Origin of the sequence: Micromonospora sp. WMMD708, from assembly GCF_049315245.1 — a bacterium.
Lineage (GTDB): Bacteria > Actinomycetota > Actinomycetes > Mycobacteriales > Micromonosporaceae > Micromonospora > Micromonospora wenchangensis.
Genome location: NZ_CP186060.1, coordinates 840,509 through 864,265, shown reverse-complemented (window position 1 = coordinate 864,265; position 23,757 = coordinate 840,509). Strand labels below are relative to the sequence as shown.

Here is a 23,757-nt window from a genome sequence, read left to right as displayed (position 1 = left end):
TTGGTGCTTCCTCGCGGCGATGATCGTCGCGTACGGCTTCGCCAACATGCTCCAGTCGGTGGCCGCCGCCCGGACGACCGTGCACCACACCTTCGACCCGGGGCTGCTGCTGCGGCTGGCCGGGCACCGGACGTACCTGATCGGGCTGCTCTGCCAGGTGACCGGCTTCGTACTGGCCTTCCTGGCCCGCCGCGACCTGCCGTTGTTCCTGGTGCAGGCGAGCGTGGCGGCGGGGCTGGGGGTGACCGCCCTGCTGGGGGTGGTGGTGCTCAAGTGGCGGCTGCCCGCCGCCGAGGTGGCGCTGCTGGTGCTGCTCTTCGCCGGGATCACCGCGCTGGTGCTCTCCGCCCAGCCGGCCCCCTCCAAGGGGCTCGGCACCGCCGGCCTGGTCGCCCTGGCGCTGGCGCTCGGCGGGATCGGACTGCTCGGTTTCTTCGCGGTACGCCTGCACGGGGCGCCCGGCTCGGTGGCGCTCGGCTCCCTGGCCGGGCTGGCGTTCTCCGCCGCCGCGGTGGCCGCCCGGCCGCTGGCCTCCGCCCCGTCGGCCGAGGCGTTCGTCCGCGACCCGCTGCTCTACCTGCTGATCGCCCATTCGCTGGTGGGTCAACTGCTGCTCGGCCTGGCGATGCAGCGGGGCTCCACGACGGCGGCCGTCGCCGCGATGGACGCCGCCGGGGCGGTGCCCGCCGCCATCGTCGGTCTGCTGCTGCTCAACGACAAGATCTGGCCGGGCCGGGAGTGGCTGGCCGCCGTCGGCTTCCTGATCACTCTCGCCTCGGTCATCGGGCTCACCCGGTATGCCGCACCGCAGCACCACCACGCGGTGACCCGCACCCCGGAACGCGCCATGGTGGGCGCCGCCCCCCGCGCCTGACCGGACCGGCCGGCGCGGGCGTCGGGCGCGGTCAGACGCCGACCGGGCCGGTGGTCGTGGAGGTCGTCCCCGTGACCGGCGTCTCGACCTGCACCGCCACGGTGGCGTCCGGGTCGGCCTCGACGTCGACCGGCACCGTGTCGGGCACCTCGACCGGGGTACGCCGGCCCACCACCCGCTCGTAGAGCCGCTCCAGCGCGCCGGCCGTCCGTTCCCAGGTGTAGCTGCACCGCACCCGGTCCACCGCGGCGTGCCCGTAGGCGAACCGGCCCGCGTTGTCGGCGAGCAGCCGGCGCAGCGTCATGCCCAGCGTACGGACGTCGCCGGGGGGCACCAGCCGGCCGGTGACCTCGTCGACCACCGCGTCGGCGATGCCGCCCACGGCGTAGCCGACCACCGGCACCCCGCAGGCCATCGCCTCCAGCGACACCCGGCCGGCGGCGGAGTAGTGCGGGGTGCAGGCGACCACGTCGGCCGAGCGGTACCAGGTGGCGAGCTGGTCGTGCGGCACCGCGCCGACCAGGGTGACCTGGTCGGCGACGCCGGCCCGCTCAGCCAGCTCGCGCAGCCGCCGGGCCTCGGCGTGGGTGGCCAGCTGGTCGGCCGGCGGCCCACCGGCGATCACCAGCTCCGCGTCGCCGACCAGCCGCATCGCCCGGATCAGGTCGTCCTGGCCGTGGCCCGGGGACAGCCCGCCGACGGACAGGATGCGGGCCCGCTGGTCGCGGGGGGCGGCCTCCCCGTCGGGGTGGAACCGTTCGACGTCCACCCCGGTCGGCACCATCGCCACCGAGGAGCGTTGCAGCCCCATCCGGGTCAGCTCGTCGACCTCGTCGGTGCACTGGGCGACGGCGACGTCCACCGCCCGGGTGAGCGCGCGCTCCAGCGGGATGCGCTCGCCGGGGCCGTCGTACTCGCGGCCGAGGTGGCGGCGCTGCTCGACGCCGAGCGAGTGGAAGGTCTGCACCACCGGGATGTCCGTCTCCCGGACCGCGTGCGCGGCGGCCAGGCCGCCGATCCAGTAGTGCCCGTGCACCACCTCCGGCGTCCACTCCCCCGCCCACCGGTCGGCCAACCAGCGACCGAACTCCGGCACGTACGGGACCAGGTCGCCGGTGACGGTGGGCCGGGCCGGGCCGACGGGCACCCGTTCCACCCGGTATCCGTCGATCTCGACGCTCGCCGGCAGGGACGGGTCGTCGTGGCGCTCGTACACCCGCACGTCGTGGCCGCGCCCGGCCAGCTCGCCGGCGACCCGAGCGACGTGCTCGTGGGTGCCGACGGGTGGTCCTTCCGCGTGCCGGGACGACCCGGCGTGCGCGCAGACGAGGCCGACGCGCATGGTGCACCTCCATGCGATCTGCGAGGGATGGTCTCCGGTCAGAGCGTCCCATTAACCGGGGCCCCACGAGCCGAAACCTCGCAGATCGGAAGCGGTCAGCGGGTCGGTGGGCCGACTGTGGGGCACCCCACACCGACCGGGGCCGGTGCCGGCCTGGCCCGGGGTGAGCCGCGGCTGACCGGAGCGGTACCGCTGATCAGTGGCCGCGCGGCGGCATGACCGGGTCCGTCCGGGGGTACCGAGCGGAAATGCCGATGACCCGTACCCCCGCCGTCACCGCCGTGGTGGTCGCCGGCGTCACCGGCGGGTGCGACGCCGCCCCGAGGCCGCGCCCCACCCGGCCCGGCCTCGCCGGGGAGACGACCCGACCCGACCGCACCGACCGGACACGACCGCGATGAGCCGCGCCGACCTGCCGACCCCGGGAACCGTCCGGCACCCCCGGGCGGGATGCCAGGTGACGGCCGACGACTCCTCCGCGCTGGTCCGGCTCGCCGGGACGCTGGAGCCGGCCGACGTCGACCGGGTACGCGACGCGCTGCTCGTCCGGCTCGTCGACCGGCCCGGTCCGATCGTGGTCGACCTGGCCGGGCTGCGCGCCGACGGGGCGACCGCCGGGCAACTGCTGGCCGGGGTACGCCGGGTGGTACGTGACTGGCCCGCCGCCGACCTGCTGGTGGTCGACCCGAGCGGGACGGTCGCCGACGGGGACGCGACGGAACTGGAGGTCCACCCGACCGTGGCCGGGGCGACGGCGGCCCTGGCCCGTACGCCGATGGCGGCGGTGCTGACCGAGGAGCTGACGCCGGCGGTCGGGGCGGCCCGGCGGGCGCGGGAACTGGTGACCGACCGCTGCGCCCGGTGGGGTGTGCCGGAGCTGGCCGAGCCGGCCTGCATCGCGGTCACCGAGATGGTCAACAACGTGGTGGCGCACGCGTCGACCCCGATGACGCTGCGGTTGGCCGCGCAGGGCGACACGGTGCACCTGGCGGTGCGGGACCATTCCCGGCGGCAGCCCCGCTACGGGGGCCCGGCCCCGCTGACCTCGGCCGGTGGCCGGGGGCTGCTGTTGATCGACACGGTGGCCCGGCGCTGGGGCAGCACCCCGCTCCCGGACGGCAAGGTGATCTGGTGCGTGCTGCACACCGAGGACGAGTCACACTGGCACCACGACTGATTGCTGCCCTTTCGTCCCGATCCAGGGAGCGGGACCCGGTTACCCGGGCCGTGCCAGTGGGTAGTGCTCAGCCATGCGCGACGACGAGTTCCCGACCCCCGTGTCCGACCCCGAGGCGCTCGGCCTGCCCGACACCGCCGACGACGACTCGACCGCCCACGACGACGTGCTGACCGGCCGGGAGGCCGACGGCCCCGACCCGGCCCAGCTGCCCGGCGACCGTACCCCGGTGGCCGTCGACCACTTCGGCACCACCGCCGACGAGCAGCTCGACGGCGAGTCGCTGGAGTACAAGCTCGACCGCGAGCAGTACGAGCGGCGGGCCGACGACCCGCTGGCCGGGCCGGTCGACCCGGACATCGCCGCCGAGGCGGAGAACGAGGAGGCCGCCGCGCAGGCCCAGCTCGACGCCGACGTGCTCGACCCGGGCCCCACCTCGGACCCGAACTCCCCGGTCTCGCTCTACGACCACGGTCAGCTCGGCACGGTCGCCGACGCGCAGGTGGGTCGGCTCGTCGAGCCGGACGAGGGGGCCCGCACCGACCAGGAGACCGACAGCATCGCCTACGACGCGGGCGCGGCCGGCGGCGGCGCGAGCGCCGAGGAACTCGCCATCCACGAGACCCGGCCGCCCGAGGCGCACTGACCCCCGGTCGTCCGGGCCGTGTGCCCGGTCGTCCAGACGGGGTCCTCAGTCGTCCAGGCCGCGTTCGATCGCGTAGCGGGTCAGCTCCACCCGGTTGTGCAGCTGGAGCTTGCCGAGCGTGTTCTGCACGTGGTTCTGCACGGTACGGTGCGACAGCCCGAGCCGCCCGGCGATCTGCTTGTAGGACAGCCCCTTCGCCACCAGCCGCAGCACCTCGGTCTCCCGTTCGGTGAGCCGGGGTGCCGCGCCGTCGTCGCCGGACCCACCGGCAGGCGGGTCCGCGGCCAGCCGCCGGTACTCGCCCAGCACCAGCCCGGCCAGGCCCGGGGTGAACACCGGCTCACCGGCGGCCGTGCGGCGCACCGCGTCCAGGAACTCCGCCGGGGCCGCCGACTTCAGCAGGTAGCCGGTGGCCCCGGCCTTCACCGCGTCCAGCACCCCCTGCTGCTCGCCGCTGGCCGACAGCATCAGCACCCGGACCCGGGGCAACGCGGCCCGCAGTCCCTGGATCACCTCCACCCCGGAGATGTCCGGCAGTTGCAGGTCGAGCACCACCACGTCGGGTCGGGCGGCGGCGGCCACCCGGACCGCCTGGCGGCCCTCCCCGCTGGTCGCCACCACCAGGTGCCCGGCCTCGGTGAGGTCCCGGGCCACCCCCTCCCGCCACATCGGGTGGTCGTCGACCACCATCACCCGTACCCCGGTCATCGGCTCCTCCTCGGCACCATCAGTTCGATCTCGGTGCCCTCCCCCGGCGTCGAGATGATCCGCACCTCGCCGCCGAGGTCGGTCATCCGTCCCCGGATGGCCTGCGCCACGCCCAGTCGGCCCTGCCGGGCCGCCTCGACCAGCCGACCCTCCGGAATGCCCGGCCCGGCGTCGCGCACCGACACGGTCACCGTGTCGCCCTCGTCCTCGACGAGCACCCAGCCCCGCCCGTCGGCGTGCCGCCGCACGTTGTCCAGGGCCGCCGCCGTCGCGGCGGCCACCTCCCGGGCCACCGACGCGGGCAGCGGCACCGGCGTCGCCGGCGCGGAGACCTGCACCGTCGCCGAGGCGTACCCGGACAGCAGGGACCGCAGGTCGACCTCGCCGCCCGGGTCGGCGGGGGACGTCGGCGGGGCCCCGGAGATCAACGCGCGTAGCGCCACCTCCTGCTGACCGGCGAGCCGGGCCAACTCGCCGGCCTCCCCGTCGAGGTGTGCGCCGCGCCGCTGGACCAGGGACAGCACCTGGAGCACCGAGTCGTGGATGTCCCGGGCCAGCCGTTCCCGTTCCCGGGTCGCCGCCTCCAGCTCCACCGCGCGCTGCAACCGCTCCTCGGTGCTCACCGCCAGCCGGGCCACGTGCCCCACCACCGCCCCGGCGAGCAACAGCAGGATCGCCCCGGTCAGCGAGGACGGGCCGATCCGGCCCCGGGTGATCAGATCCGTGCCGCCGACCAGCAGCGCGGCCACCGTGCCGCGCCGCCGCCCACCGGAGACCGCCCAGGCCAGCACCGGCCCGGCCAGCCACGCCACGGCGAGGGCGGGCACCCCGGCGGCCAGCGCCGGGCGTCCCACCACCCACGGCGTGACCGCCAGGATCGCCAGGACCACGCCGAGGTCGGCCAGGAGCAGCGGCCAGCGCCGGTTGGCCGGGCGGGCGTACCCGACCGCCGTCACCCCGGACCAGGCCAGCATCACCAGCAGTACGCCGCCCGCGGCGACCGGGTGGGCGTACCGGCCGGCGTCGCGCAGGACCAGCAGGCCGACGTACGCCAGGGAGGCGAACCGGAAGACCGCGACGGAACGCCACAGCGGGTCGGCGAAACCTCCCGGCGGGGACGACGGCATGGCCGCCACGATGCCACAGTCCCAGGTCAGCCGGCCGGGCCGGTCGGTGCGGGCCCGGGAACCCTGGCGTACGGTAGAAATAGCGTGAAAAACTCCGAGATCGCTGTCGGGACAGGGCCCATGACGAACGCAGAGCTTCCCACACCGCGTACGGTGGTGCCCATCGAACCTTCCCTTCTCATCGCCGAGGCGTTCGACCAGGCACAGGTGACCGAGCTGAGACACTCGGTCAACTCCTGCGCGCACGCGGCCGGCCTGGCCGGGCAGCGGCTCGACGACTTCGTGCTGGCGGTCAACGAGTTGATCACCAACGCCGTGCGGCACGGTGGCGGACGGGGCTGGTTGCGGCTCTGGCGACGCACCGGCGAGCTGGTCTGCGAGGTCTCCGACCACGGCAGCGGCATCAGCGAGCAGCGGCTCGACGACCGCAGCCGGCCCGCCCCGGACACCGCCGGCGGCTGGGGGCTCTGGCTGGCCCGGGAGCTCAGCGACGCGATGGAGGTCGAGAGCGGCGCGGCCGGCACCACCGTGCGGATCAGCGCCCTCTTCGGCTGACTGCCGGCCCACCCGGCCTACCGGTGACGGTCACCCGAACAGGGCGCTGACCGACTCGCCGTTGTGGATGCGGCGCATCGCCTCGGCCAGTGCCGGAGCCACCGAGAGCACCGTCAGCTCCGGCACCCGCTTGTCCGCGGGGATCGGCACGGTGTTGGTGCAGACGATCTCGCGTACCCCCTCGACGGCGGCCAGCCGGGTCAGCGCGCCGTCGGAGAACAGGCCGTGGGTGCAGGCCAGCCGGATCGACCGGACGTTGCGCTGGTGCAGGTGGCCGATCAGCTCGACCACCGTGCTGCCCTTGGCGATCTCGTCGTCCAGCACGATCACGTCCCGGTCGGCCACCTCACCGATCACCGTGCTGATGGTGACCCGGTCGTCGCTGAACCGCTGCTTCGCCCCGGCCGCGACCGGGGTGCCGAGCATCCGGGCGAACGCCGCCGCCTCCTTGGCGTTGCCCAGGTCCGGCGAGACCACCACCGTGTCGCCCAGGTCGCGTCCCCGGAAGTGGGCGGCCAGTTCCCGCAGCGCGTGCAGGTGGTCGACCGGGACACTGAAGAAGCCGTGCACCTGCGGTGAGTGCAGGGTCATCGCCAGCACCCGGTGCGCGCCGGCCGAGGTGAGCAGGTCGGCCACCAGCCGGCCGCCGATGGAGATGCGTGGCGCGTCCTTCTTGTCCGACCGGGCGTACGCGTAGTGCGGCAGCACCACGGTGATCCGGCCGGCCGACGCACCCCGGGCGGCGTCGATCATGAGCAGCAGCTCGACCAGGTTCTCCTGCACCGGCGGCACCAGCGGCTGGATCAGGAACACGTCCCGCTCCCGGCAGTTCGCCTGCAACTGCACCTCCAGGCAGTCGTTGGCGAACCGGGACACCCGCACCGGGTGCAGCGGCACCCCCAGGTGGGAACAGATCTCGGCGGCGAGTTCGGGGTGGGCGGTTCCACTGAACACGGCGATGTCACGCACGTCTGGAGATCGTACGGAGCCGCCGCGGTTCTCCGGAGCGCGCCCGGCCGGTACGGTGCCGAAATGACCGGAGAGTACGTCGCCGCCATCGACCAGGGCACCACCTCGTCGCGGTGCATCGTCTTCGACCGGGCCGGTGGGATCGTCGCCGTCGCGCAACGCGAGCACCGGCAGATCTTCCCCCGGCCCGGTTGGGTCGAGCACGACGCCGAGGAGATCTGGGCCAACGTCGAACGGGTGGTCCGCGACGCGCTGGCCGACGCCGGCACCGGCCCGGACGGGTTGGCCGCCGTCGGCATCACCAACCAGCGGGAGACCACCGTGGTCTGGGACCGGGCGACCGGCCGGCCGGTCGCCAACGCCGTGGTCTGGCAGGACACCCGTACCGGCCCGCTGCTGCGCGAGCTGGCCGACTCGTACGGCGAGGAGAAGCTGCGCGCCCGCACCGGGCTCACCCTGGCCACCTACTTCGCCGGCCCGAAGCTGCGCTGGCTGCTGGACAACGTCGACGGGCTGCGGGAACGCGCCGAACGGGGCGAGGTGCTGTTCGGCACGATGGACAGCTGGCTGATCTGGAAGCTGACCGGACGGCACGTCACCGACGTCACCAACGCCAGCCGGACCATGCTGATGGGCCTGGAGACCCTCGACTGGGACCCGGAGCTGCTCGACGCGCTGCGCGTCCCGGCCGCGATGCTGCCGCAGATCCGCAGCTCGGCAGAGGTCTACGGAACGGCCCACGGGGTGCTCGACGGGGTACCGGTGGCCAGTGCGCTCGGCGACCAGCAGGCCGCCCTGTTCGGGCAGACCTGTTTCCAGCCGGGCGAGGCCAAGTGCACCTACGGCACCGGCAGTTTCCTGCTGCTCAACACCGGGGCCAGCCCGGTGCCGTCCCGCCACGGCCTGCTGACCACGGTGGCCTACCGGATCGACGGCCAGCCGGCCGCGTACGCCCTGGAGGGGGCGATCGCGGTGACCGGTTCGCTGGTGCAGTGGCTGCGGGACAACCTCGGACTGATCTCCTCGGCAGCCGAGGTCGAGGAGCTGGCCGCCACCGTGGACGACAACGGGGGCTGTTACGTGGTGCCCGCCTTCTCCGGGCTGTTCGCGCCGCACTGGCGTAGCGACGCCCGGGGGGTGATCGCCGGGCTGACCGGCTACATCACCAAGGGGCACCTGGCGCGGGCGGCGCTGGAGGCGTCGGCCTGGCAGACCCGCGAGGTGGTCGACGCGATGAACGCCGACTCCGACGTGGCGCTGCGCCGGCTACGCGTCGACGGTGGAATGACCGCCAACGGGCTGCTGATGCAGTTCCTCGCCGACGTGCTGGCGGTGCCGGTGGTCCGCTCCCGGATCACCGAGACCACCTGCCTCGGCGCGGCGTACGCTGCCGGCCTGGCGGTCGGCTTCTGGCCCGACCTGGCCACCCTGCGCGCCCAGTGGCGCTCCGACGCGCAGTGGGAGTCCCGGATGGACCCGGCGCACCGGGAGCGGGAACTGGGCCGGTGGCGCAAGGCGGTCGCGCGCACACTCGACTGGGTCGACTGACTCCGGTGGCGGCCCGTCCGTCGACCGGTCCACGTCGGGCCGGACCGATACGATCGGTCGGGGGGATGCCACATGCAGACAGTCGGTCCGTACGCGCTGCACCGCAGGCTCAGCTCGTGTGAGCTGGGCGAGGTCTGGGCCGCACGGGACGCCGCCGAGCGGCCGTTCACCGTGGCCGTGCTCGCGCCGGCCGCCGCCGAGGGCGGCTGGCGGGAGGCGTTCGCCGCGGCGGCCAACACGCTGGCCCGGTCCGACGGCCTGCCGATCACCGGGGCCAACCACACCGGCCCGGTGCCCTGGGTGGCCTGCGCCGCCGAGCAGGGTGCCGGGGCCGCGCACGTCTTTCTCGCGCTGGGGCAGCGCCTCGTCCCGGCCGGGGAGCCGCCCACCGGTGGCCCCGGCGTCGGGCCGTCCGGCGGGTCCGACCCGGCGCACCGGCCGGCCGCTGGAACACCGGCCGCCGCAACACCGGCCTCCGGGGCACCAGCCCCCGCGACACCGGTCGCCGCAGCACCGGCCGACGCCGGGGCCGGCGGGGCACCAGCACCGGCACCGGACGGACAGCGAACCGCCGGGCCGGCAGGCACGGCCCGGCCGGGGCGGATCCCATCGCCGCCGGTGCCCGCCCCGTCGGCCGGCGCCGCCGCATCCACCGGGTCCGCCTCCTCGCCGGGCCACGGTTCCTCGCCGGGCGGCGGTGCGTCCCCGGGCCACGGTTCGTCGGCGGGCCCCGGTTCGTCGGCGGGCCCCGGAGCGTCGGCGGGCCACGGACCGGCGACCGGGCCTGTTGCGTCGACCGGTCACGGAGCGGCGATCGGTCACGGAGCGGCGACCGGGGCTGTCGCGCCGGCCACGGGCAGCACGGTGCCGCCGGCTGCCGCACCCCGCACGACCACCCCGCCGGGCACGACCGACCCGCCCGGCACGACCACCTTGCCCCACCCGGCGGCCCCGCACCGGGCCACTGTTCCGCAGGCCACCCTGCCGCAGGTCAGCCCACACCGGGCGACCCCGCAGCATTCCGGCCCGCAGCATTCCGGCCCGCAGCATTCCGGCCCGCAGCAGACAGCCCTGTACCAGGTCAGCCAGCAGCAGGCAGCCCGGCAGCAGGCCGGGCCGCAGCAGGCGCAGCCCGCGCCGGTGGTGCCGCAGCGGGCGGGACCGCCGTACCCGCCGACGACCCTCGCGCCGTACCCGCCGGCACCGTTCCCGCCGGTCGCGGGTCCGGCGCGCGGGCGGGGTCGGGCCGTACTGTGGTCGGTGCTGGTGGCCCTGCTCGCGGCGGCCCTCGGGGCGGCGGGCGGCTACCTCGTCGCCGGCCGGTCGGCCGACGGGCCGGCCACCGTCACCGCGTCGGCCTCCGCGACCCCGAGCGTCGACCTGGGGCTGCCGGGCACGCCGCCGCGCCGGCCGGGGGTGGAGCCACCGGTCGGCGGCGGCTGGCCCGCCGGTGCGCCCACCTTCGCCGGCACCGAGCCCACCCGGGAGATCACCGGCCTGGCCGGGGTCGACTTCAGTTTCCGGGTGCCCACCGGTTGGAGCTGCACCGAGGCCGGCCGCACCAGCGGCTCGGCGCACTACCGGTGCGGCGTCCCGGCCACCGACGGGTCGATCATCGGTGGCGACCTGATCGTCCGGCAGTGCCCCCGGCTCTGCACCGACGAGCGCCGCACCGCGCTGCGCCGGCAGGAGGAGGCATGGGGGTTGCAGTGGATCCGCAGCGGCGATTTCACCACCTGGGCGGAGACCGCCCGGGTGGACGGCGCGTCGCGTTACGGGCTGGTCTACCTCTCCTACTGGCGCAGCGTGCCGGAGGACGCGATCGACAGGCAACTGGTGCTGCGGATGACCGCGCCGCTGGACCGCGCGGACGAGGTGCGCAAGGTGGCCGCCTCGGTGCGGGAGGCCACCTTCACCATCTGACACGGGGGCGAGGCCACCCCTGCGCGACCGGTACCCTTCGACCGGACGTCGACGACGAACCGGTCCGTCCTTCCACGACCGAGCGGGGCCATGTGCGCATGCTGACTGTCTCCCCTGACCGAGCCGGGGCCTGTCCGACCATCACGGACGCGTTGGAGATCGCACCGGACGACACGGTCGTCTCGATCGCCCCCGGCGTCTACCCCGAGTCGCTGCGCCTCGACGGCCGGCGGGTCCGGCTGGTGGCCGCCGGCGAGCCGGGCTCGGTCATCGTGGACGGTCGGGCCGCCGGACGGCCGACGGTGGCCTGCACCGGCGGCGAGGTGCTGTTGCAGGGGCTGGTCGTGCAGGGCGGCGACTATCCGGCGGTGGAGGCGGTCGGCGGTCGGCTGCGCATGGAGAAGTGCCAGGCCAGCGCCGGGTTCGCCGCAGCCGTGTCGGTACGCGACGGGGCCCGGATCGAGGCCGTCGAGGTCACCGTCACCGGCGGCCAGCACGGGTTGGTCGTCTCGGACGCGGGCGGCGCGGTCGAGCGGTGCGAGATCCGCGACGTCACCGACGACGGGATCATCGTGCGGCTCGGGGCCGACCCGACCATCCGCAACTGCACAGTCGCCGCCGCCGGCTTCCGGGGTGTGTACGTCTACCAGGCGGCCCGCCCCACCATCGAACGCTGCGACATCTCCGGCACCGGCGACGCCGGCATCGTGGTCGCGTTGCAGAGCAGCCCCACCATCGTGGACTGCTGGGTGCACGACACCCGGGGCGTCGGCATCGACGTCGACCGGGGCTGCGGCGGAACGGTCGAGGGCTGCCGTACGGAGCAGACCGCCGCCCCGGGCGTCCGGATCGCGGAGGGCGCCGGCACCGTGTTCCGGGCGGCGGAGGCGGGCGGGCGGCCGATGGCCGGGGTGAGCGCGGGCGGCGGCACCGTCGGTCAGGACGAGCAGAAGGTCGAGGAACTCCTCGCCGAACTCGACTCGATGATCGGGCTGGCCGGGGTGAAGGCCGAGGTGCGCTCGCTGATCGACGAGATCCAGGTCAACGAGTGGCGGCGCAACGCCGGGCTGGCGGTGGGCGCGGTCAGCCACCACCTCATCTTCACGGGCGCACCGGGCACCGGCAAGACGACGGTGGCCCGGATCTACGGGCAGTTGCTCAAGGCCCTCGGGGTGCTGCCCAACGGCCAGTTCCGGGAGGTTTCCCGGCGGGACCTGGTCGGCCAGTACATCGGGCACACCGCCGAGAAGACCTCGTCGGTGTTCACCGAGGCGCTGGGCGGGGTGCTGTTCATCGACGAGGCGTACACCCTGTCCCGGGCCGGGGGCGCCGGCGGCGACTTCGGCCAGGAGGCGATCGACACCCTGGTCAAGCTGATGGAGGACCACCGCGACCAGGTCGCGGTGATCGTCGCCGGTTACACCACCGAGATGGCCGCCTTCCTGGACGCCAACTCGGGCCTGGCGTCCCGGTTCGCCAAGACGCTGGAGTTCGAGAACTACAGCCCGGTCCAGTTGGTCGACATCGTCGGCCGGATCGCCCGCAACGACGAGTACCTGCTCGCCGACGGGTTGGCCGACGGGCTGCTCGAATGGTTCGGCCAGATCGAACGGGACCAGAACTTCGGCAACGCCCGGGAGGCCCGCAAGCTGCTGGAGGGGATGCGCAAGGCGCAGTCCGGGCGGCTGCGCGCGCTGGGCCGGATGCCGAGCCGGGACGACCTGCGTACCCTCGTCCTGGACGACCTGCTCGCCGCCACCCGGTGAGCGGGATGTCGCCCACCGGGGGCACCGCTGCCCGCAGCGACGCGCCGACCGCCCTGATCGTCCGGGTCCGGGACGCCCCACCCGAGCCGGCCGCCCCGTGGCGGCCCACCGAGGCCGACCAGCCGGCCCCGCCGGAACCGCTGGACGCACCCTGGCTGCGGCACCTGGCCCGGCTGCTGCCGATGGCCGTGGTCGCCGTCCTCGGCGGGGTCGGGCTGAACCGGCCCGGCCTGTGGGAGGACGAGCTGGCCACCTGGGGCATGGTCACCGTCGGATTCGACGACTTCGTGGCGGTGCTGCGCAATGTCGACGCCTCCATCGGCCCGTACTACCTGCTGATGCGCGGCTGGGTGGCGCTGGCCGGCAGCTCCGACGTCGCGTTGCGGATGCCGTCGCTGCTGGCCATGGCGGCGGCCGCCGGCCTGGTCGCCGCGATCGGCCTGCGGATCGGCGGGCTGCGGGTCGGGCTGGTCGCCGGCCTGCTGTTCGCGGTGCTGCCGACCACCTCCCGGTACGCGCAGGAGGCCCGGCCGTACGCGTTCGCGGTGTGCGCCGCGGCGCTTGCCACCCTGCTGCTGGTCCGGCTGCTGGAACGGCCCCGGTTCCTGCGCTACGCGGGGTACTCCGCCGTGGTGGCGTTGCTGGGGCTGATGCACCTGGTGGGCCTGCTGCTGCTCCTCGCGCACGCGCTGGTGGCCTGGCGGGGGGCGCAGCGCCGGCGCGGCTTCGTCGGCTGGCTCGGCGCGGCCGTCGCCGGCACGCTGCCCGTGCTGCCCGTCCTGTGGCTGGGCCGGCAGCAGACCGGTACGCAGATCAACTGGATTCCCCCGGTCACCCTGGACCGGCTGGTCGACACGCCGGAGGCGCTGTTCGGCGGGCCGCTGCTCGCCGGCGCGGTGCTCGCCCTGGCCTTCCTCGGCATGTCGATGCGCCAGCGGTCGGCGGTGGCCACCGCCTGGCTGGTGCTGCCCACCGTCGGCCTGCTGCTCGCCGCCCAGCTCACCCCGCTCTGGCTGCCGCGCTACCTGCTGTTCACGGTGCCCGCCTGGGCGCTCGTCGCCTCGTTGGCGTTGCGGCGCAGTTCGCTGCTGCGGGGCACCGCCGCGATGCTGGCGGTCGGCCTGCTCGGCATCCCGGTGCAGGTCGAGATCCGGGGCGTCACCGGCCACAGCCAGGGCACCAAGGACATCGCCGCCGTGCTGCGGGCGCACGCGCGCCCCGGCGACACCCTGGTGTACGGCCCGTTCGACGCCGGTGACCAGCGCACCAGCCGGGACGCGGTGAACCGGTACGTCGACGAGAGCTGGCGGCCCCGGGACGTGCTGATGACCGTACCGGCCCGCCGGCAGGGCACCCTGGGTGCGCGCGAGTGCGCCGACCGGGACGTACCGGTGTGTCTGGGTCGCCCGGAGCGGGTGTGGGTCGTCCGCAAGGGGGCCCTCGACGATCCGGTGCAGCGGATCGGGCCGGCGAAGGAGGCCGCGCTCAAGCCGTACGTCGTCGACCGCACCTGGCGGGTCCGGGGCTTCAGCATCGCCCTGCTGGTACGCAAGCCGGAGGTGGGCAGGTGAGCACCCGGGCCGGCGGGGGCCGCACCGACGAGACGACGGAGTTCCACCGTCCGGTGCCGCCGTCGTGGCCGGGGCGGACCGCAGGGGGTCGCCCGGCGGTGGTTCCCGCCGCGCGTGCTCCGCTGCCGGCCCCCGCTGCGCAGGACCCGGTGACGGTGCCGACCCGTCGGGGTCCGGCGGCGGTGCCGACCCCGCGCGGGCCGGCGGCGGTGCCGGCCCCTGCCGCACCGACCACAGCCGCTCCGGCCCCGGTGGGGTCGTCGGCGCGGGAGGCGGTGGCACCGACGGCGCTGGGGCGACCGGCGGGCGTCGACCCGTCCCTGCCGCTGCCGCCGGACGACGACGAGAAGGCCGCCTACCGGCACCGCCGGCTGCCGGTGCTGATGATCGCCTCGTTCGTCAGCTTCACCGGGCTGCTCACCAGCCAGCTGCTCTTCGTCCGGATGGCACCCTGGCTGCCGGCGCTGCTGCCGCTGTTCGGCTTCACCGTCCTCTACTACCTGATCTCGGCGACGGTGAACATCGGCACGCCCGGGTTCGACCTGGAGCGGCACCGCCGGCTGGTCCGCGACTTCCGCCCGCCGGTGCACCCGTCGGTGGACGTGTTCCTGCCGGTCTGCGGCGAGGCGACCGAGGTGCTGCGCAACACCTGGGAGCACGTCAGCCGGATGGTCGACCACTACCCGGGCCGGGTGCACGTCTACGTGCTCGACGACTCGGCCACCGACGAGCGGGAGGCGATGGCGCTCGCCTTCGGCTTCGTCTACCAGCGCCGCCCCAACCGGGGCTGGTACAAGAAGGCCGGCAACATGCGGTACGCGTACCAGCGCACGCTGGGCGAGCACATCCTCGTGCTGGACGCCGACTTCACCCCCCGGCACGACATGCTCGACGAGATGGTGCCCTACCTGGCCGCCGAGCCGGATCTCGGGATCGTGCAGTCCCCGCAGTACTTCCGGGTGCACTCCGGCCAGGGGTGGCTGGAGCGCGGGGCCGGGGCGGTGCAGGAGCTGTTCTACCGGATGGTGCAGGTGTCCCGGCAGCACCACGAGGCGGCGATCTGCGTCGGCAGTTGCGCGCTCTACCGCCGGGAGGCGCTCGACGCGATCGGCGGTTCCACGCTGATCGAGCACTCGGAGGACGTGCACACCGGGTTCGACATGCGGCGGCGCGGCTGGCGGTTGCGCTACCTTCCGGTGCCGTTGGCCACCGGCCTGTGCCCGGCCGACGTCAACTCGTTCTTCACCCAGCAGTACCGCTGGTGCGCCGGTTCGATGAGCCTGCTCGGGTCGACGAAGTTCTGGAACACCCGGATGCGGCTGCGCACCCGGCTGTCGTACCTCTCCGGCTTCTGCTATTACCTGCACACGGCGCTGTTCACCTTCGTCGGGCCGCTGGTGCCGATCGTGCTGCTGGCCTGGTTTCCGCAGTCGGTGGCCCCGGCGAACTACCTGTGGATCGTGCCGAGCCTGGTCTACAACCTGGTGGTGTTCCCGCTGTGGCACCGGTGCGCGTACCGGGTGGAGGCGTGGACCGTGAAGATGATCTACGGCTGGTCGCACGCCTTCGCCATCTGGGACCTGCTGCGCGGGCAGAGCATGGGCTGGCAGCCCACCGGCGGCACGGGACGGAAGAACAGGACGGGTCGACTGTGGTGGGGAATGGCCGTCTGCACGGCGGGCAGCGGAGCACTGTGGACCGGCCTGGCGGCCCACCGGATGATCACCGACGACCTGTGGACCTTCGCGCCGGCCTTCCTCGGTGGCGCGTTCTACCTGGCCGTCGCGTTGCAGGCGCTGCTGGTGAAGCCGGCGCGGGACATCCGGCCGGAGCGTTCCCGGTGACCTCCCGGCAACTGTTCACCATCGTCACGATGTTCGTGATCGGGGTGTTCGGCTACGCCGCGCTCGCGCCCAGTCCGGCCAGCCGGCCGGCCCGGTTCGCCACCGAACCCAGCGCGTCGCCCACCCCCACCGGCCCGCCCCCGGCGTACGACGTCCGCCCGCTGGTCCAGCCGCAGGGCCGCTACCTGGGGGTGGCGCTCAGCGGCGCGCCGCAGGACATGAGCCGGGTCGACCGGTTCGCCGACCTGGTCGGCAGCAAACCCAACATCATCACCATCTACGAGAGCTTCGACGACGAGTTCGCCGCCGCCGAGGTCCGCCGGGTCCACCGGTACGGCGCACTGCCGATCGTCCGCTGGGAACCGTTCAAGGCGAAGCTGAAGGACATCGCCGCCGGGCGGCACGACCCGTACCTGGTGGAGTTCGCCGTCGCGGTACGCCGGCTCAACCTGCCGGTCGCGCTCACCATCGCGCACGAGATGAACGGCCACTGGTACTCCTGGGGCGCGCACGACAACACCGCCAGGGAGTTCGTCGCCGCCTGGCGGCACATCCACGCCGTCTTCGCCCGCGCCGACGCCACGAACGTGATCTGGACCTGGACCCCGAACGTGGTCAACCCGGTCCCGTCGGTGAAGCTCGCCCCGCTCTACCCCGGCGACGCGTACGTGGACTGGGTCGGCATCGACGGGTACTTCACCAGGCGCGGCGAGCAGACCTTCGACGACCTGTTCGGCCCCACCATCACCCAGGTGCGGAAGTTCACCGCCCGACCGCTGCTGATCGTGGAGACCGGGTCCGAGCCGGGCGCGATGCGTCGTCGGGCCGTCGACGAACTCTTCACCGCCCTGCGCAAACGCCCCGACCTGCTGGGTTTCGTCTACTTCAACCAGAAGGGCTCCGGCGACTGGGTGATCGACTCGGACAAGCCGGCGCTCGCCGCGTACCGGTCCGGGGCGGCGGCCGACCCCCGGACCGGCTTCCGGGTCGACTGACCCGGGCCGCCCACCCACGGGCCCCGGGGCGCTGCGTCGGGTTCCTATGATGAGGACGGCCCACCGTGGGCGGGCCGAACGGGTCGAGGCGTCTGGGGGGCAGCCGGAGATGACCGGAGCACCACGGCCGGCAGGTGCCGCACTCCGGCCCGACGGCCCCGACGCCCGCGTACACCTGGCCCCCCGCCGCCGGCCCGGCCGGATCGGCGAGTTGCACGTGCTGCAACTGCTCCTGCTGGAGGCGGTGCTGCTCGGCGTCCTCGCCAGTGGACTGTTCGGGATGCCGGTGCTGGTCGTCGCCGCGCTGTGCGGCGTACTCCTGCTGACGGTGGTGTTCCTGCGCTCGCGGGGCCGCTGGTGGCTGGAGAAGCGGGTGCTGGCCCGGCACCAGCGGCGACGGGCCGCCGCGACGGTCCCGGTCGCCGCCGACCCGGGGTTGGACGCCCTGCAACGACTCGCCCCCGGCCTGTCGGTGGGCACCGTGACGTTGGCCGACGGCACCCGGATCGGGGTGGCCCGCGACGACGCCGGCTGGTTCGCGGTGGCCGCCGTCGACGGCTCCGGGCCGACCGGTGACGCGCCGGCCGGCCTGCCGCTTGACGTGCTGGCCACCGCGCTCGCCGAATCCGGCCAGCCGGGCACCGTGCTCCAGGTGGTGACCAGCACCGTGCCGGCCGGCGGTCCGACCGACGACCCGACCGCCCCGGCCCGGGAGTCCTACCGGCAGTTGCTGACCGGTCTCGGCGGCACCCCGGTCCCGGCCGTACGGTCGACCTGGGTGGCGGTCCGGCTGGACGCCCGTGCGCTGGCCGAGGCGGTCGGCGACTACGCGGTCGACCTGGGCATCGCCCCCTCGGTGGTGGCCGCGCTCGCCCGCCAGACCGGCAGGTCGCTGCGGCGCAGCGGGGTCGGGCACCGGCTGCTGGACGCGCACGGCCTGCTCGCCGCCGTCGGCCGGTCCTGCGGCTTCACCCCCGGCGTCCCGGCCGGCACGGCCGGGGTCCGCGAGGAGTGGTCGGCGTGGCACTGCGGGCCGCTCGCGCACCGCTCGTTCTGGATCCGCCGCTGGCCGCCGGTCGACCGGGCGGCGGCCATGCTGGGCTGGCTGGAGACCCTGCCGGCGTCGCTGGTGACGGTGTCGTTGACGGTGGCCACGAACGGTCCGGGTGAAGATTTCGACCTGCGCGGCCTGGTCCGGGTGACCGGGCCAGCGGAGCTGCTGCCGCAGTTGTGCGGGCCGGCGGTCGACGGGGTACGGCAGGCCGGCGGGGAACTCTTCCCGCTCGACGGCGAACACGGTCCGGCGGTGTACGCGTCGGCACCGACGGGAGGTGGCGCGGGATGACCGGCCCTGGAGACGACCGGCGTACGGCGGTGCCGGCCACCTTCGGCACCTCCACCGACCAGCCGGCCGGGCCGCACCGGGACCCGTCCGCCGGGCCGTACCCGCAGGTGCCGGCCGGTGAGCCGTACCCGTCCGGAGGACCGTATCCGCAGGGGCCGGCGGTGGCCGGGGCGTACCCGGGTGGGGCGGTCGCCCCGGCCGCCGTACCACCGCCGGTGCCCGCACCACCGGTCACCGCGCCGCCGGTCGGAGCGGACGCGCCGGTGCTGGGTGCGCCCCGCGTCCGGGTCGACGCGGAGGCCGGGGCCGACGCGGCCGGTACCGCCGCCGCGACCGCGCTGGCCACCGCCGACCCGCTGACCCGGGCCCTGGCCAGTCCGCTGGCCGCCCCGCAGAGCCACCCGTCCGCTCCCGGCGGCCCACCGCCGGCCAGCCGTTCCGAGGTCGGGGACGCACCCGGTCGGGGCGGGCCGTCCGGGCGGCTGCCCCGGCTGCGGATCGGCACCCACGCGGTCTCCCCGGCAGCTCTCGCCCGGCTCAGCCCGAGCCCGCTCCCGGCCGGTCTGGTGCTCGGCGCGGACCGCCGCCGGGCGGCGGTCACCATCCGCCTGTTCCGCCCGGAACCGACCCGGGTCACCCTGGTCGGCGGGGTGTGGGCGGGTCAGCTCGTCGCCTTCCGGGCGCTGGCCCTGGGTGCCCGGGTCGTCGTGCTCACCACCGAACCGACCACCTGGGCCGGGTTCGGCCCGGCGGCGCTCGGCCGGGTCGAGGTACGCGCCGACGACCGGCCGGTGCCCACCGACGGTACCCCGCAGCAGCCCACCCTGATCGTGCGCGACCTGCCGTCCGGTGCGACCCGCCCGGCCGCGTCCGGGGCGGCGGCCCCGGGCTCGTGGCAGGCCGAGCTGACCGTGGTGCGGCGGCTCGATCCGGGCACCGCGTCCGCCCTGCGGGACAGCGACCTCTGCGTGCTGCAACGGCTCTCCGCCGACGAGTCCGTCACGGCGCAGCAGGCGCTGCGGCTGCCGCCGGACAGCGGCCGGTTCCTCCAGGTGATGGCCGACGACATGCTCACCCTGGTCGGTGGCGGCGCGGACCGGCACCTGTGGATCAGTCAGACCCCGGTCGAGCAGCACCTGCTGGGCGCGCCGCGTCGCTGACGGGCAGCGCCGTCGTCGACGCCGGCCACCGCCCGGCTCTGGGCCAGTCGCCATTGTGGCGGGGCAGCGGTATCGGAGCGGGCCGACACCGCAAGCTCGGCCCCATTGGGGTCGATCATGGCATTCGGCCCGCCCCGGCCGGTGACGTCAGCCGACCGGGGGCACCAGGGGGAGCTGGACGAGTTGGGCGCCGTGCCGGCGGGTGAACAGCCAGCCCCGGCCGGGCGGCAGCCGCTGCGGCTTGACGGTGCCGAACAGCGCGCCCTCCTCCCGCGGACCGGACATCATGATGCCCGGGGAGGCGAGTTCCCTGATCCGCCCGATCACCGGGTCGAACATGGCCCGCCCGGCACCGCCGATCCGCCGGGTCAGCACCAGGTGCAGGCCGATGTCGCGGGCCTGCGGCAGGTACTCCAGCAGCGGCGCGAGCGGGTTGAGCGCCGCCCCGGCCACCAGGTCGTAGTCGTCGACCAGCAGGTAGAGCTCCGGGCCCTTCCACCAGCTGCGGTCGCGTAGCTGCTCGGCGGTGACGTCCCGCCCCGGCAACCGCTCCCCCATCACCGTGGCCACCTGCTTGACCAGGTCGGCGGTGACCTGCGGGGAGGTGCCGTAGCCGATCAGGTGCTCGGACTCCACCGCGCCGAGCAGGCTGCGCCGGAAGTCGACCAGGATGATCCGGGCCGCCGCCGGGTCGTTGCCCTCGACGATGCTGCGGGCCAGCCCGCGCAGGAACGTGCTCTTGCCGCACTCGACGTCCCCGAAGAGCAGCAGGTGCGGTTCGGCGGTGAAGTCGAGGCGTACCGGCTGGAGGTCGGTCTCGGCGATGCCGATCGGGATCACGCCACCCTGCGCGGCGGGCAGCGCCTCGAAGGGCAGCTCGGCGGGGAGCAGCCGGACGGCCGGGGCACCCGCCGACGTCCAGTGCTGCTGCACCCGCTTGACCAGGTCGGCCAGCGCGTCCGGCAGGTCGTCGACCACCGGCCGGCCGTCGAGGCGGGGCAGGCCGGCGAGGAAGTGCAGGCCGTCGGGGGTCAGCCCGTGGCCGTGCTGCTCCGGCACGTTCACCGCGGCCCGCCGGTTGATCACCGAGTCGGCGGGCTCGCCGAGGCGCAGCTCGACCTTCGCGCCGAACATGTCCCGCACCGCCGGGCGGACGTCCATCCACCGGTTGGTGGCGGCCAGGATGTGGATGCCGTAGCCGAGACCCCGGTTCGCCAGCTCGGTGACCAGGGGCTCCAGGTCCTCGAACTCGGCGCGCAGCGCCGCCCAGCCGTCCACCACGAGGAACACGTCGCCGAACGGGTCCTCGGCGAACCGGCCCTCGCGGCGGGCCCGCCGGTAGGCCGCCGCGCCCTCCACCGCGTGCGTGGTGAACAGCGCGTCCCGGGCCTGCATCAGCCCGTGCAGCTCGGCGATGGTCCGGCGGACCTTGTCGACCTCGCGCCGGCTGGCCACCCCGCCGACGTGCGGCAGGCCGGCCAGCGCGGCCAGCGTGCCGCCGCCGAAGTCGAGGCAGTAGAACTGCGCCTCGCGCGGCGTGTTACCCAGAGCCAGGCTGGTGACCAGGGTACGCAGCAGGTTGCTCTTGCCGGTCTGCGGTGCGCCCACCACCATCACGTTGCCGGCCGCCCCGGCCAGGTCCAGCCAGAGCGGGTCGCGGCGCTGCTCCAGCGGCTTGTCGACGATGCCCGCCACACCGTGCAACGCGCCGTGCCGGTCCTCGGCGGCGACCGTCAGGCCCCGCACCGGGGACACCACCACCGGTGGCAGCAGCGCGTCGAGGGTGGGCGGCTCCTCCAGCGGCGGCAACCAGACCTGGTGGGCGGCCGGCCCGCGCCCCTCCATCCGGGCCACCAGCACGTCGAGCAGGCTCTCCCCGACGTGCTCGTCGACCGGGGGCCGGGTCGGCTCGTCCGGCTCGTCGTCGGTGGCGAGCGGGACGTAGTCGGTGGTGTAGTCGCGGACCGGGTCGATCAGCCGGCCGCCGACGGTGGGCACCCCGCCGTGCTGCCGGACCGCCCCCGAGACGTACGCGGCCTTGAACCGGATCAGCCCCTCGGTGCCGGCCTTGAGGTAGCCGTGCCCCGGCGAGCGGGGCAGCTCGTAGGCGTCGGCCACGCCGAGCACCGCGCGGGACTCCATCGAGGAGAACGTGCGCAGGCCCAGCCGGTACGACAGGTGCGTCTCCAGGCCGCGCAGCCGACCCTCCTCCAGCCGCTGCGAGGCCAGCAGCAGGTGCATGCCCAGCGACCGGCCCACCCGGCCGATCTGCACGAACATGTCGATGAAGTCCGGTCGGGCGCTGAGCAGCTCGCTGAACTCGTCCACCACGATCAGCAGGCTGGGCAGTGGGGCGAGCGGCACCCCGGCCGCGCGGGCCCGCTCGTAGTCGCGCTGCGAGGCGTAGTTGCCGGCCCGGCGCAGCAGCTCCTGCCGGCGGGTGATCTCGCCCTGGATCGCACCGAGCATCCGGTCGACCAGGAACAGCTCGTCGGCCAGGTTGGTGATCACGGCGCTGGTGTGCGGCAGCCGGTCCAGCGCGGCGAACGTCGCGCCACCCTTGAAGTCGACGAGCACCAGGTTGAGGATCTCCGGACTGTGCGTGACGGTCAGCGCCAGCACCAGCGTACGCAGCAGCTCGCTCTTGCCGGAGCCGGTCGCGCCGACGAGCAGCCCGTGCGGGCCCATCCCCTCCTGCGCGGACTCCTTGAGATCCAGCTCGATCGGCCGGCCGTTCTCGTTGACCCCGATCGGCACCCGCAGCCGGCTGCGGTTGGGGCGGCTCCCCCAGGCGTCGGCCAGGTCCAGCTCGTAGGGGTCGCCGAGGCCGAGCAGGTCGGCCAGGCCCAGGTCGGTGGCGACAGCCGGCTGGTCGGCGTACGAGGCGGCGGAGAGCCGCAGCGGCGACAGCTCCCGGGCCTGCACCTCGGCCCGGGCCGGGTCGAGCGTGTCGGCCCGGCCGACCCGGGTGGTGCCGTCCATCGTGGTGCCCGAGACGGTGCCGTCGTCGGCGACGTCGAGCACCACGGAGGTCTCGTCGAGCAGGCGCGGCGGGACACCGGTGAGGTCCAGCAGGGTCACCCCGGCGACCCCACCCTCGGTCATCAGGTGGTCGGAGCCGGCGACCTGCCCGCCGTCGACCACCACCAGCACGTAGGGCGCGACCGCCGCCGTCGCCGTCGGGTCGAAGCGGGGCCGGTTGGCCAGCACGTCGACGAGCATCGCCTCCAACGCCACCACGGTCGGGGCGAACAGCCGGATCGGACCTACCGCGTCGAGCTTCGTCGGGTGCTGGGCGTGCGGCAGCCACTTGGCCCACTCCCATCCGGCCCGCCGGTCCGGGTCGACGCAGAGCGCGACCAGCAGGTCGTCGGGGGCGTGGAAGGTGGTCAGCTGGGCGACCACCGCGCGGACCAGCCCCCGTGCGGCGTCGTCGGCACCGCGCAGGTAGACGTGGGAGAAATCGCGCAGGGCGATCGCCACCGGCAGGTCGGGCACCACCGAGTAGGTGGCGACGAACCGGCGCAGCGCCACCGCGCACAGCGGCTCCAACTCGTCCACCGGGCGGGTCTGCGGTGGGATCAGCGGGGTGGCGACCTCCTGCGGGCCGAGCCCGATGCGGACCACGCTGAAGTCGGCGTCACCCCGGCGACGCTCCCACAGCCGGCCACTGGTCACGGTGGACCAGAGCGAGTCCGGGTCGGGGTGCCGGTAGTGGATGGCCTCCCGCTGCTGGCGTACGGTCGCGCGGACCTGGGCGCGCAGCTGGGCGAGGCGGCGCATGTACTGGCGGCGGGCCTCGATCATCTCGCGTTTGCCGGGCCCCGTCTGGTTGACCGCCATCACGGCGATCATGCCGAGGATGGAGACCCCGTACATCCCACCGACCACATAGGTCATCACTCCGCCGCGCTGCATGCCCATCATCAGGCCCATCGCCGCGGCACCCGCCGCCATCGGCAGGATCATCAGCATCCGGGTCCAGCCCCGGCCACCGGCCGCCGGCACCTCGGGCGGCGGGTCGAGGAGCACCTCACCGGTCGGCAGCGGGGGCGCCGGCCGGCGGGGTGGACGCTTGACGACCACCAACGACGACATCTCCCCCGTACCTCCCACCACGTAGGTCTCCGGCGGCCACTCTATCGACCGGTCGCCCCTGGCAGGGACCGCCGTCCGCGCCCGGACGGCCACCCGACGGACGGCGCGA

The 23,757-nt window shown here is 74.7% G+C and carries 18 protein-coding genes; 13 read left to right on the top strand and 5 right to left on the bottom strand.

What is annotated here, in order from left to right:
* Positions 1-19: 19 nt before the first annotated feature.
* Entirely contained in the window at positions 20-874 is an 855-nt protein-coding gene (locus ACN260_RS03975) for a hypothetical protein (protein WP_422756608.1), read from the top strand.
* A gap of 31 nt (positions 875-905) precedes the next feature.
* Here the strand turns inward: ACN260_RS03975 and ACN260_RS03970 are convergent, their stop codons facing one another.
* On the bottom strand, positions 906-2,216 hold the full coding sequence (locus ACN260_RS03970; RefSeq protein ID WP_422754749.1) for a glycosyltransferase: 1,311 nt from the start codon (positions 2,214-2,216) through the stop codon (positions 906-908).
* Positions 2,217-2,470: 254 nt separating this feature from the next.
* Here ACN260_RS03970 and ACN260_RS03965 point away from each other — a divergent pair, with 254 nt between their 5' ends.
* The 3 genes from ACN260_RS03965 (at position 2,471) to ACN260_RS03955 (ending at position 4,039) form a co-directional block, all read left to right on the top strand.
* Entirely contained in the window at positions 2,471-2,617 is a 147-nt protein-coding gene (locus tag ACN260_RS03965) for a hypothetical protein (RefSeq protein WP_422754748.1), read from the top strand.
* A 56-nt stretch (positions 2,618-2,673) separates the two neighbouring features.
* A complete protein-coding gene (locus tag ACN260_RS03960) occupies positions 2,674-3,393 on the top strand; it encodes an ATP-binding protein (protein WP_422754747.1) in 720 nt (239 codons plus the stop codon).
* Positions 3,394-3,466: 73 nt separating this feature from the next.
* Positions 3,467-4,039, top strand: a complete 573-nt coding sequence (locus tag ACN260_RS03955) for a DUF5709 domain-containing protein (protein WP_357929788.1) — start codon at positions 3,467-3,469, stop codon at positions 4,037-4,039.
* Positions 4,040-4,084: 45 nt separating this feature from the next.
* Here ACN260_RS03955 and ACN260_RS03950 read toward each other — a convergent pair whose 3' ends face one another.
* A complete protein-coding gene (locus tag ACN260_RS03950; RefSeq protein ID WP_422754746.1) occupies positions 4,085-4,747 on the bottom strand; it encodes a response regulator in 663 nt (220 codons plus the stop codon).
* Complete coding sequence (gene macS / locus ACN260_RS03945) at positions 4,744-5,874, bottom strand: MacS family sensor histidine kinase (RefSeq protein WP_422754745.1); 1,131 nt, start codon at positions 5,872-5,874, stop codon at positions 4,744-4,746. Before macS ends, ACN260_RS03950 begins: the two co-directional genes overlap by 4 nt.
* A gap of 120 nt (positions 5,875-5,994) precedes the next feature.
* On the opposite strand from macS, the gene ACN260_RS03940 reads away from it, so the two are divergent.
* Complete coding sequence (locus ACN260_RS03940) at positions 5,995-6,429, top strand: ATP-binding protein (protein ID WP_422754744.1); 435 nt, start codon at positions 5,995-5,997, stop codon at positions 6,427-6,429.
* 30 nt (positions 6,430-6,459) lie between these two features.
* Here ACN260_RS03940 and ACN260_RS03935 read toward each other — a convergent pair whose 3' ends face one another.
* Complete coding sequence (locus tag ACN260_RS03935) at positions 6,460-7,398, bottom strand: ribose-phosphate diphosphokinase (RefSeq protein ID WP_422754743.1); 939 nt, start codon at positions 7,396-7,398, stop codon at positions 6,460-6,462.
* Positions 7,399-7,461: 63 nt separating this feature from the next.
* Between ACN260_RS03935 and glpK the strand changes: the two genes are divergently transcribed.
* From glpK to ACN260_RS03895, 8 genes are all read left to right on the top strand, one after another.
* Positions 7,462-8,946 (top strand): glycerol kinase GlpK, encoded by a 1,485-nt coding sequence (glpK, locus tag ACN260_RS03930; protein WP_422754742.1) that lies wholly within the window; start codon positions 7,462-7,464, stop codon positions 8,944-8,946.
* A 72-nt stretch (positions 8,947-9,018) separates the two neighbouring features.
* A complete protein-coding gene (locus tag ACN260_RS03925; RefSeq protein ID WP_422754741.1) occupies positions 9,019-10,869 on the top strand; it encodes a hypothetical protein in 1,851 nt (616 codons plus the stop codon).
* Positions 10,870-10,967: 98 nt separating this feature from the next.
* Positions 10,968-12,635 carry a right-handed parallel beta-helix repeat-containing protein gene (locus ACN260_RS03920; RefSeq protein ID WP_422754740.1) on the top strand — a complete coding sequence of 556 codons (1,668 nt, stop codon included), beginning with the start codon at positions 10,968-10,970 and terminating at the stop codon, positions 12,633-12,635.
* A gap of 5 nt (positions 12,636-12,640) precedes the next feature.
* Entirely contained in the window at positions 12,641-14,206 is a 1,566-nt protein-coding gene (locus ACN260_RS03915; protein WP_422754739.1) for a glycosyltransferase family 39 protein, read from the top strand.
* Positions 14,203-16,050 (top strand): glycosyltransferase family 2 protein, encoded by a 1,848-nt coding sequence (locus tag ACN260_RS03910; RefSeq protein ID WP_422754738.1) that lies wholly within the window; start codon positions 14,203-14,205, stop codon positions 16,048-16,050. Before ACN260_RS03915 ends, ACN260_RS03910 begins: the two co-directional genes overlap by 4 nt.
* The gene (locus ACN260_RS03905; RefSeq protein WP_422754737.1) at positions 16,047-17,045 is read left to right on the top strand and encodes a glycoside hydrolase family 26 protein; all 999 of its coding nucleotides are present in this window, start codon (positions 16,047-16,049) and stop codon (positions 17,043-17,045) included. Before ACN260_RS03910 ends, ACN260_RS03905 begins: the two co-directional genes overlap by 4 nt.
* 109 nt (positions 17,046-17,154) lie before the next feature.
* Entirely contained in the window at positions 17,155-18,390 is a 1,236-nt protein-coding gene (locus ACN260_RS03900) for a type VII secretion protein EccE (protein WP_422754736.1), read from the top strand.
* A complete protein-coding gene (locus ACN260_RS03895) occupies positions 18,387-19,550 on the top strand; it encodes a hypothetical protein (protein WP_422754735.1) in 1,164 nt (387 codons plus the stop codon). The genes ACN260_RS03900 and ACN260_RS03895 overlap by 4 nt, the downstream gene beginning before the upstream one ends.
* Positions 19,551-19,697: 147 nt before the next feature.
* Here ACN260_RS03895 and eccCa read toward each other — a convergent pair whose 3' ends face one another.
* Positions 19,698-23,648: a type VII secretion protein EccCa gene (gene eccCa, locus ACN260_RS03890; RefSeq protein ID WP_422754734.1), complete on the bottom strand. Its 3,951-nt coding sequence runs from the start codon at positions 23,646-23,648 to the stop codon at positions 19,698-19,700.
* Positions 23,649-23,757: the final 109 nt, after the last annotated feature.

Excerpts from the sequence above, each read along its gene's own strand:
- ACN260_RS03975 (WP_422756608.1), top strand. The coding sequence starts at position 20 with ATGATCGTCGCGTACGGCTTCGCCAACATGCTCCAGTCGGTGGCCGCC.
- ACN260_RS03970 (WP_422754749.1), bottom strand. The coding sequence starts at position 2,216 with ATGCGCGTCGGCCTCGTCTGCGCGCACGCCGGGTCGTCCCGGCACGCG.
- ACN260_RS03965 (WP_422754748.1), top strand. The coding sequence starts at position 2,471 with ATGACCCGTACCCCCGCCGTCACCGCCGTGGTGGTCGCCGGCGTCACC.
- ACN260_RS03955 (WP_357929788.1), top strand. The coding sequence starts at position 3,467 with ATGCGCGACGACGAGTTCCCGACCCCCGTGTCCGACCCCGAGGCGCTC.
- ACN260_RS03950 (WP_422754746.1), bottom strand. The coding sequence starts at position 4,747 with ATGACCGGGGTACGGGTGATGGTGGTCGACGACCACCCGATGTGGCGG.
- macS (WP_422754745.1), bottom strand. The coding sequence starts at position 5,874 with ATGCCGTCGTCCCCGCCGGGAGGTTTCGCCGACCCGCTGTGGCGTTCC.
- ACN260_RS03940 (WP_422754744.1), top strand. The coding sequence starts at position 5,995 with ATGACGAACGCAGAGCTTCCCACACCGCGTACGGTGGTGCCCATCGAA.
- glpK (WP_422754742.1), top strand. The coding sequence starts at position 7,462 with ATGACCGGAGAGTACGTCGCCGCCATCGACCAGGGCACCACCTCGTCG.
- ACN260_RS03925 (WP_422754741.1), top strand. The coding sequence starts at position 9,019 with ATGCAGACAGTCGGTCCGTACGCGCTGCACCGCAGGCTCAGCTCGTGT.
- ACN260_RS03920 (WP_422754740.1), top strand. The coding sequence starts at position 10,968 with ATGCTGACTGTCTCCCCTGACCGAGCCGGGGCCTGTCCGACCATCACG.
- ACN260_RS03915 (WP_422754739.1), top strand. The coding sequence starts at position 12,641 with ATGTCGCCCACCGGGGGCACCGCTGCCCGCAGCGACGCGCCGACCGCC.
- ACN260_RS03900 (WP_422754736.1), top strand. The coding sequence starts at position 17,155 with ATGACCGGAGCACCACGGCCGGCAGGTGCCGCACTCCGGCCCGACGGC.
- ACN260_RS03895 (WP_422754735.1), top strand. The coding sequence starts at position 18,387 with ATGACCGGCCCTGGAGACGACCGGCGTACGGCGGTGCCGGCCACCTTC.
- eccCa (WP_422754734.1), bottom strand. The coding sequence starts at position 23,648 with ATGTCGTCGTTGGTGGTCGTCAAGCGTCCACCCCGCCGGCCGGCGCCC.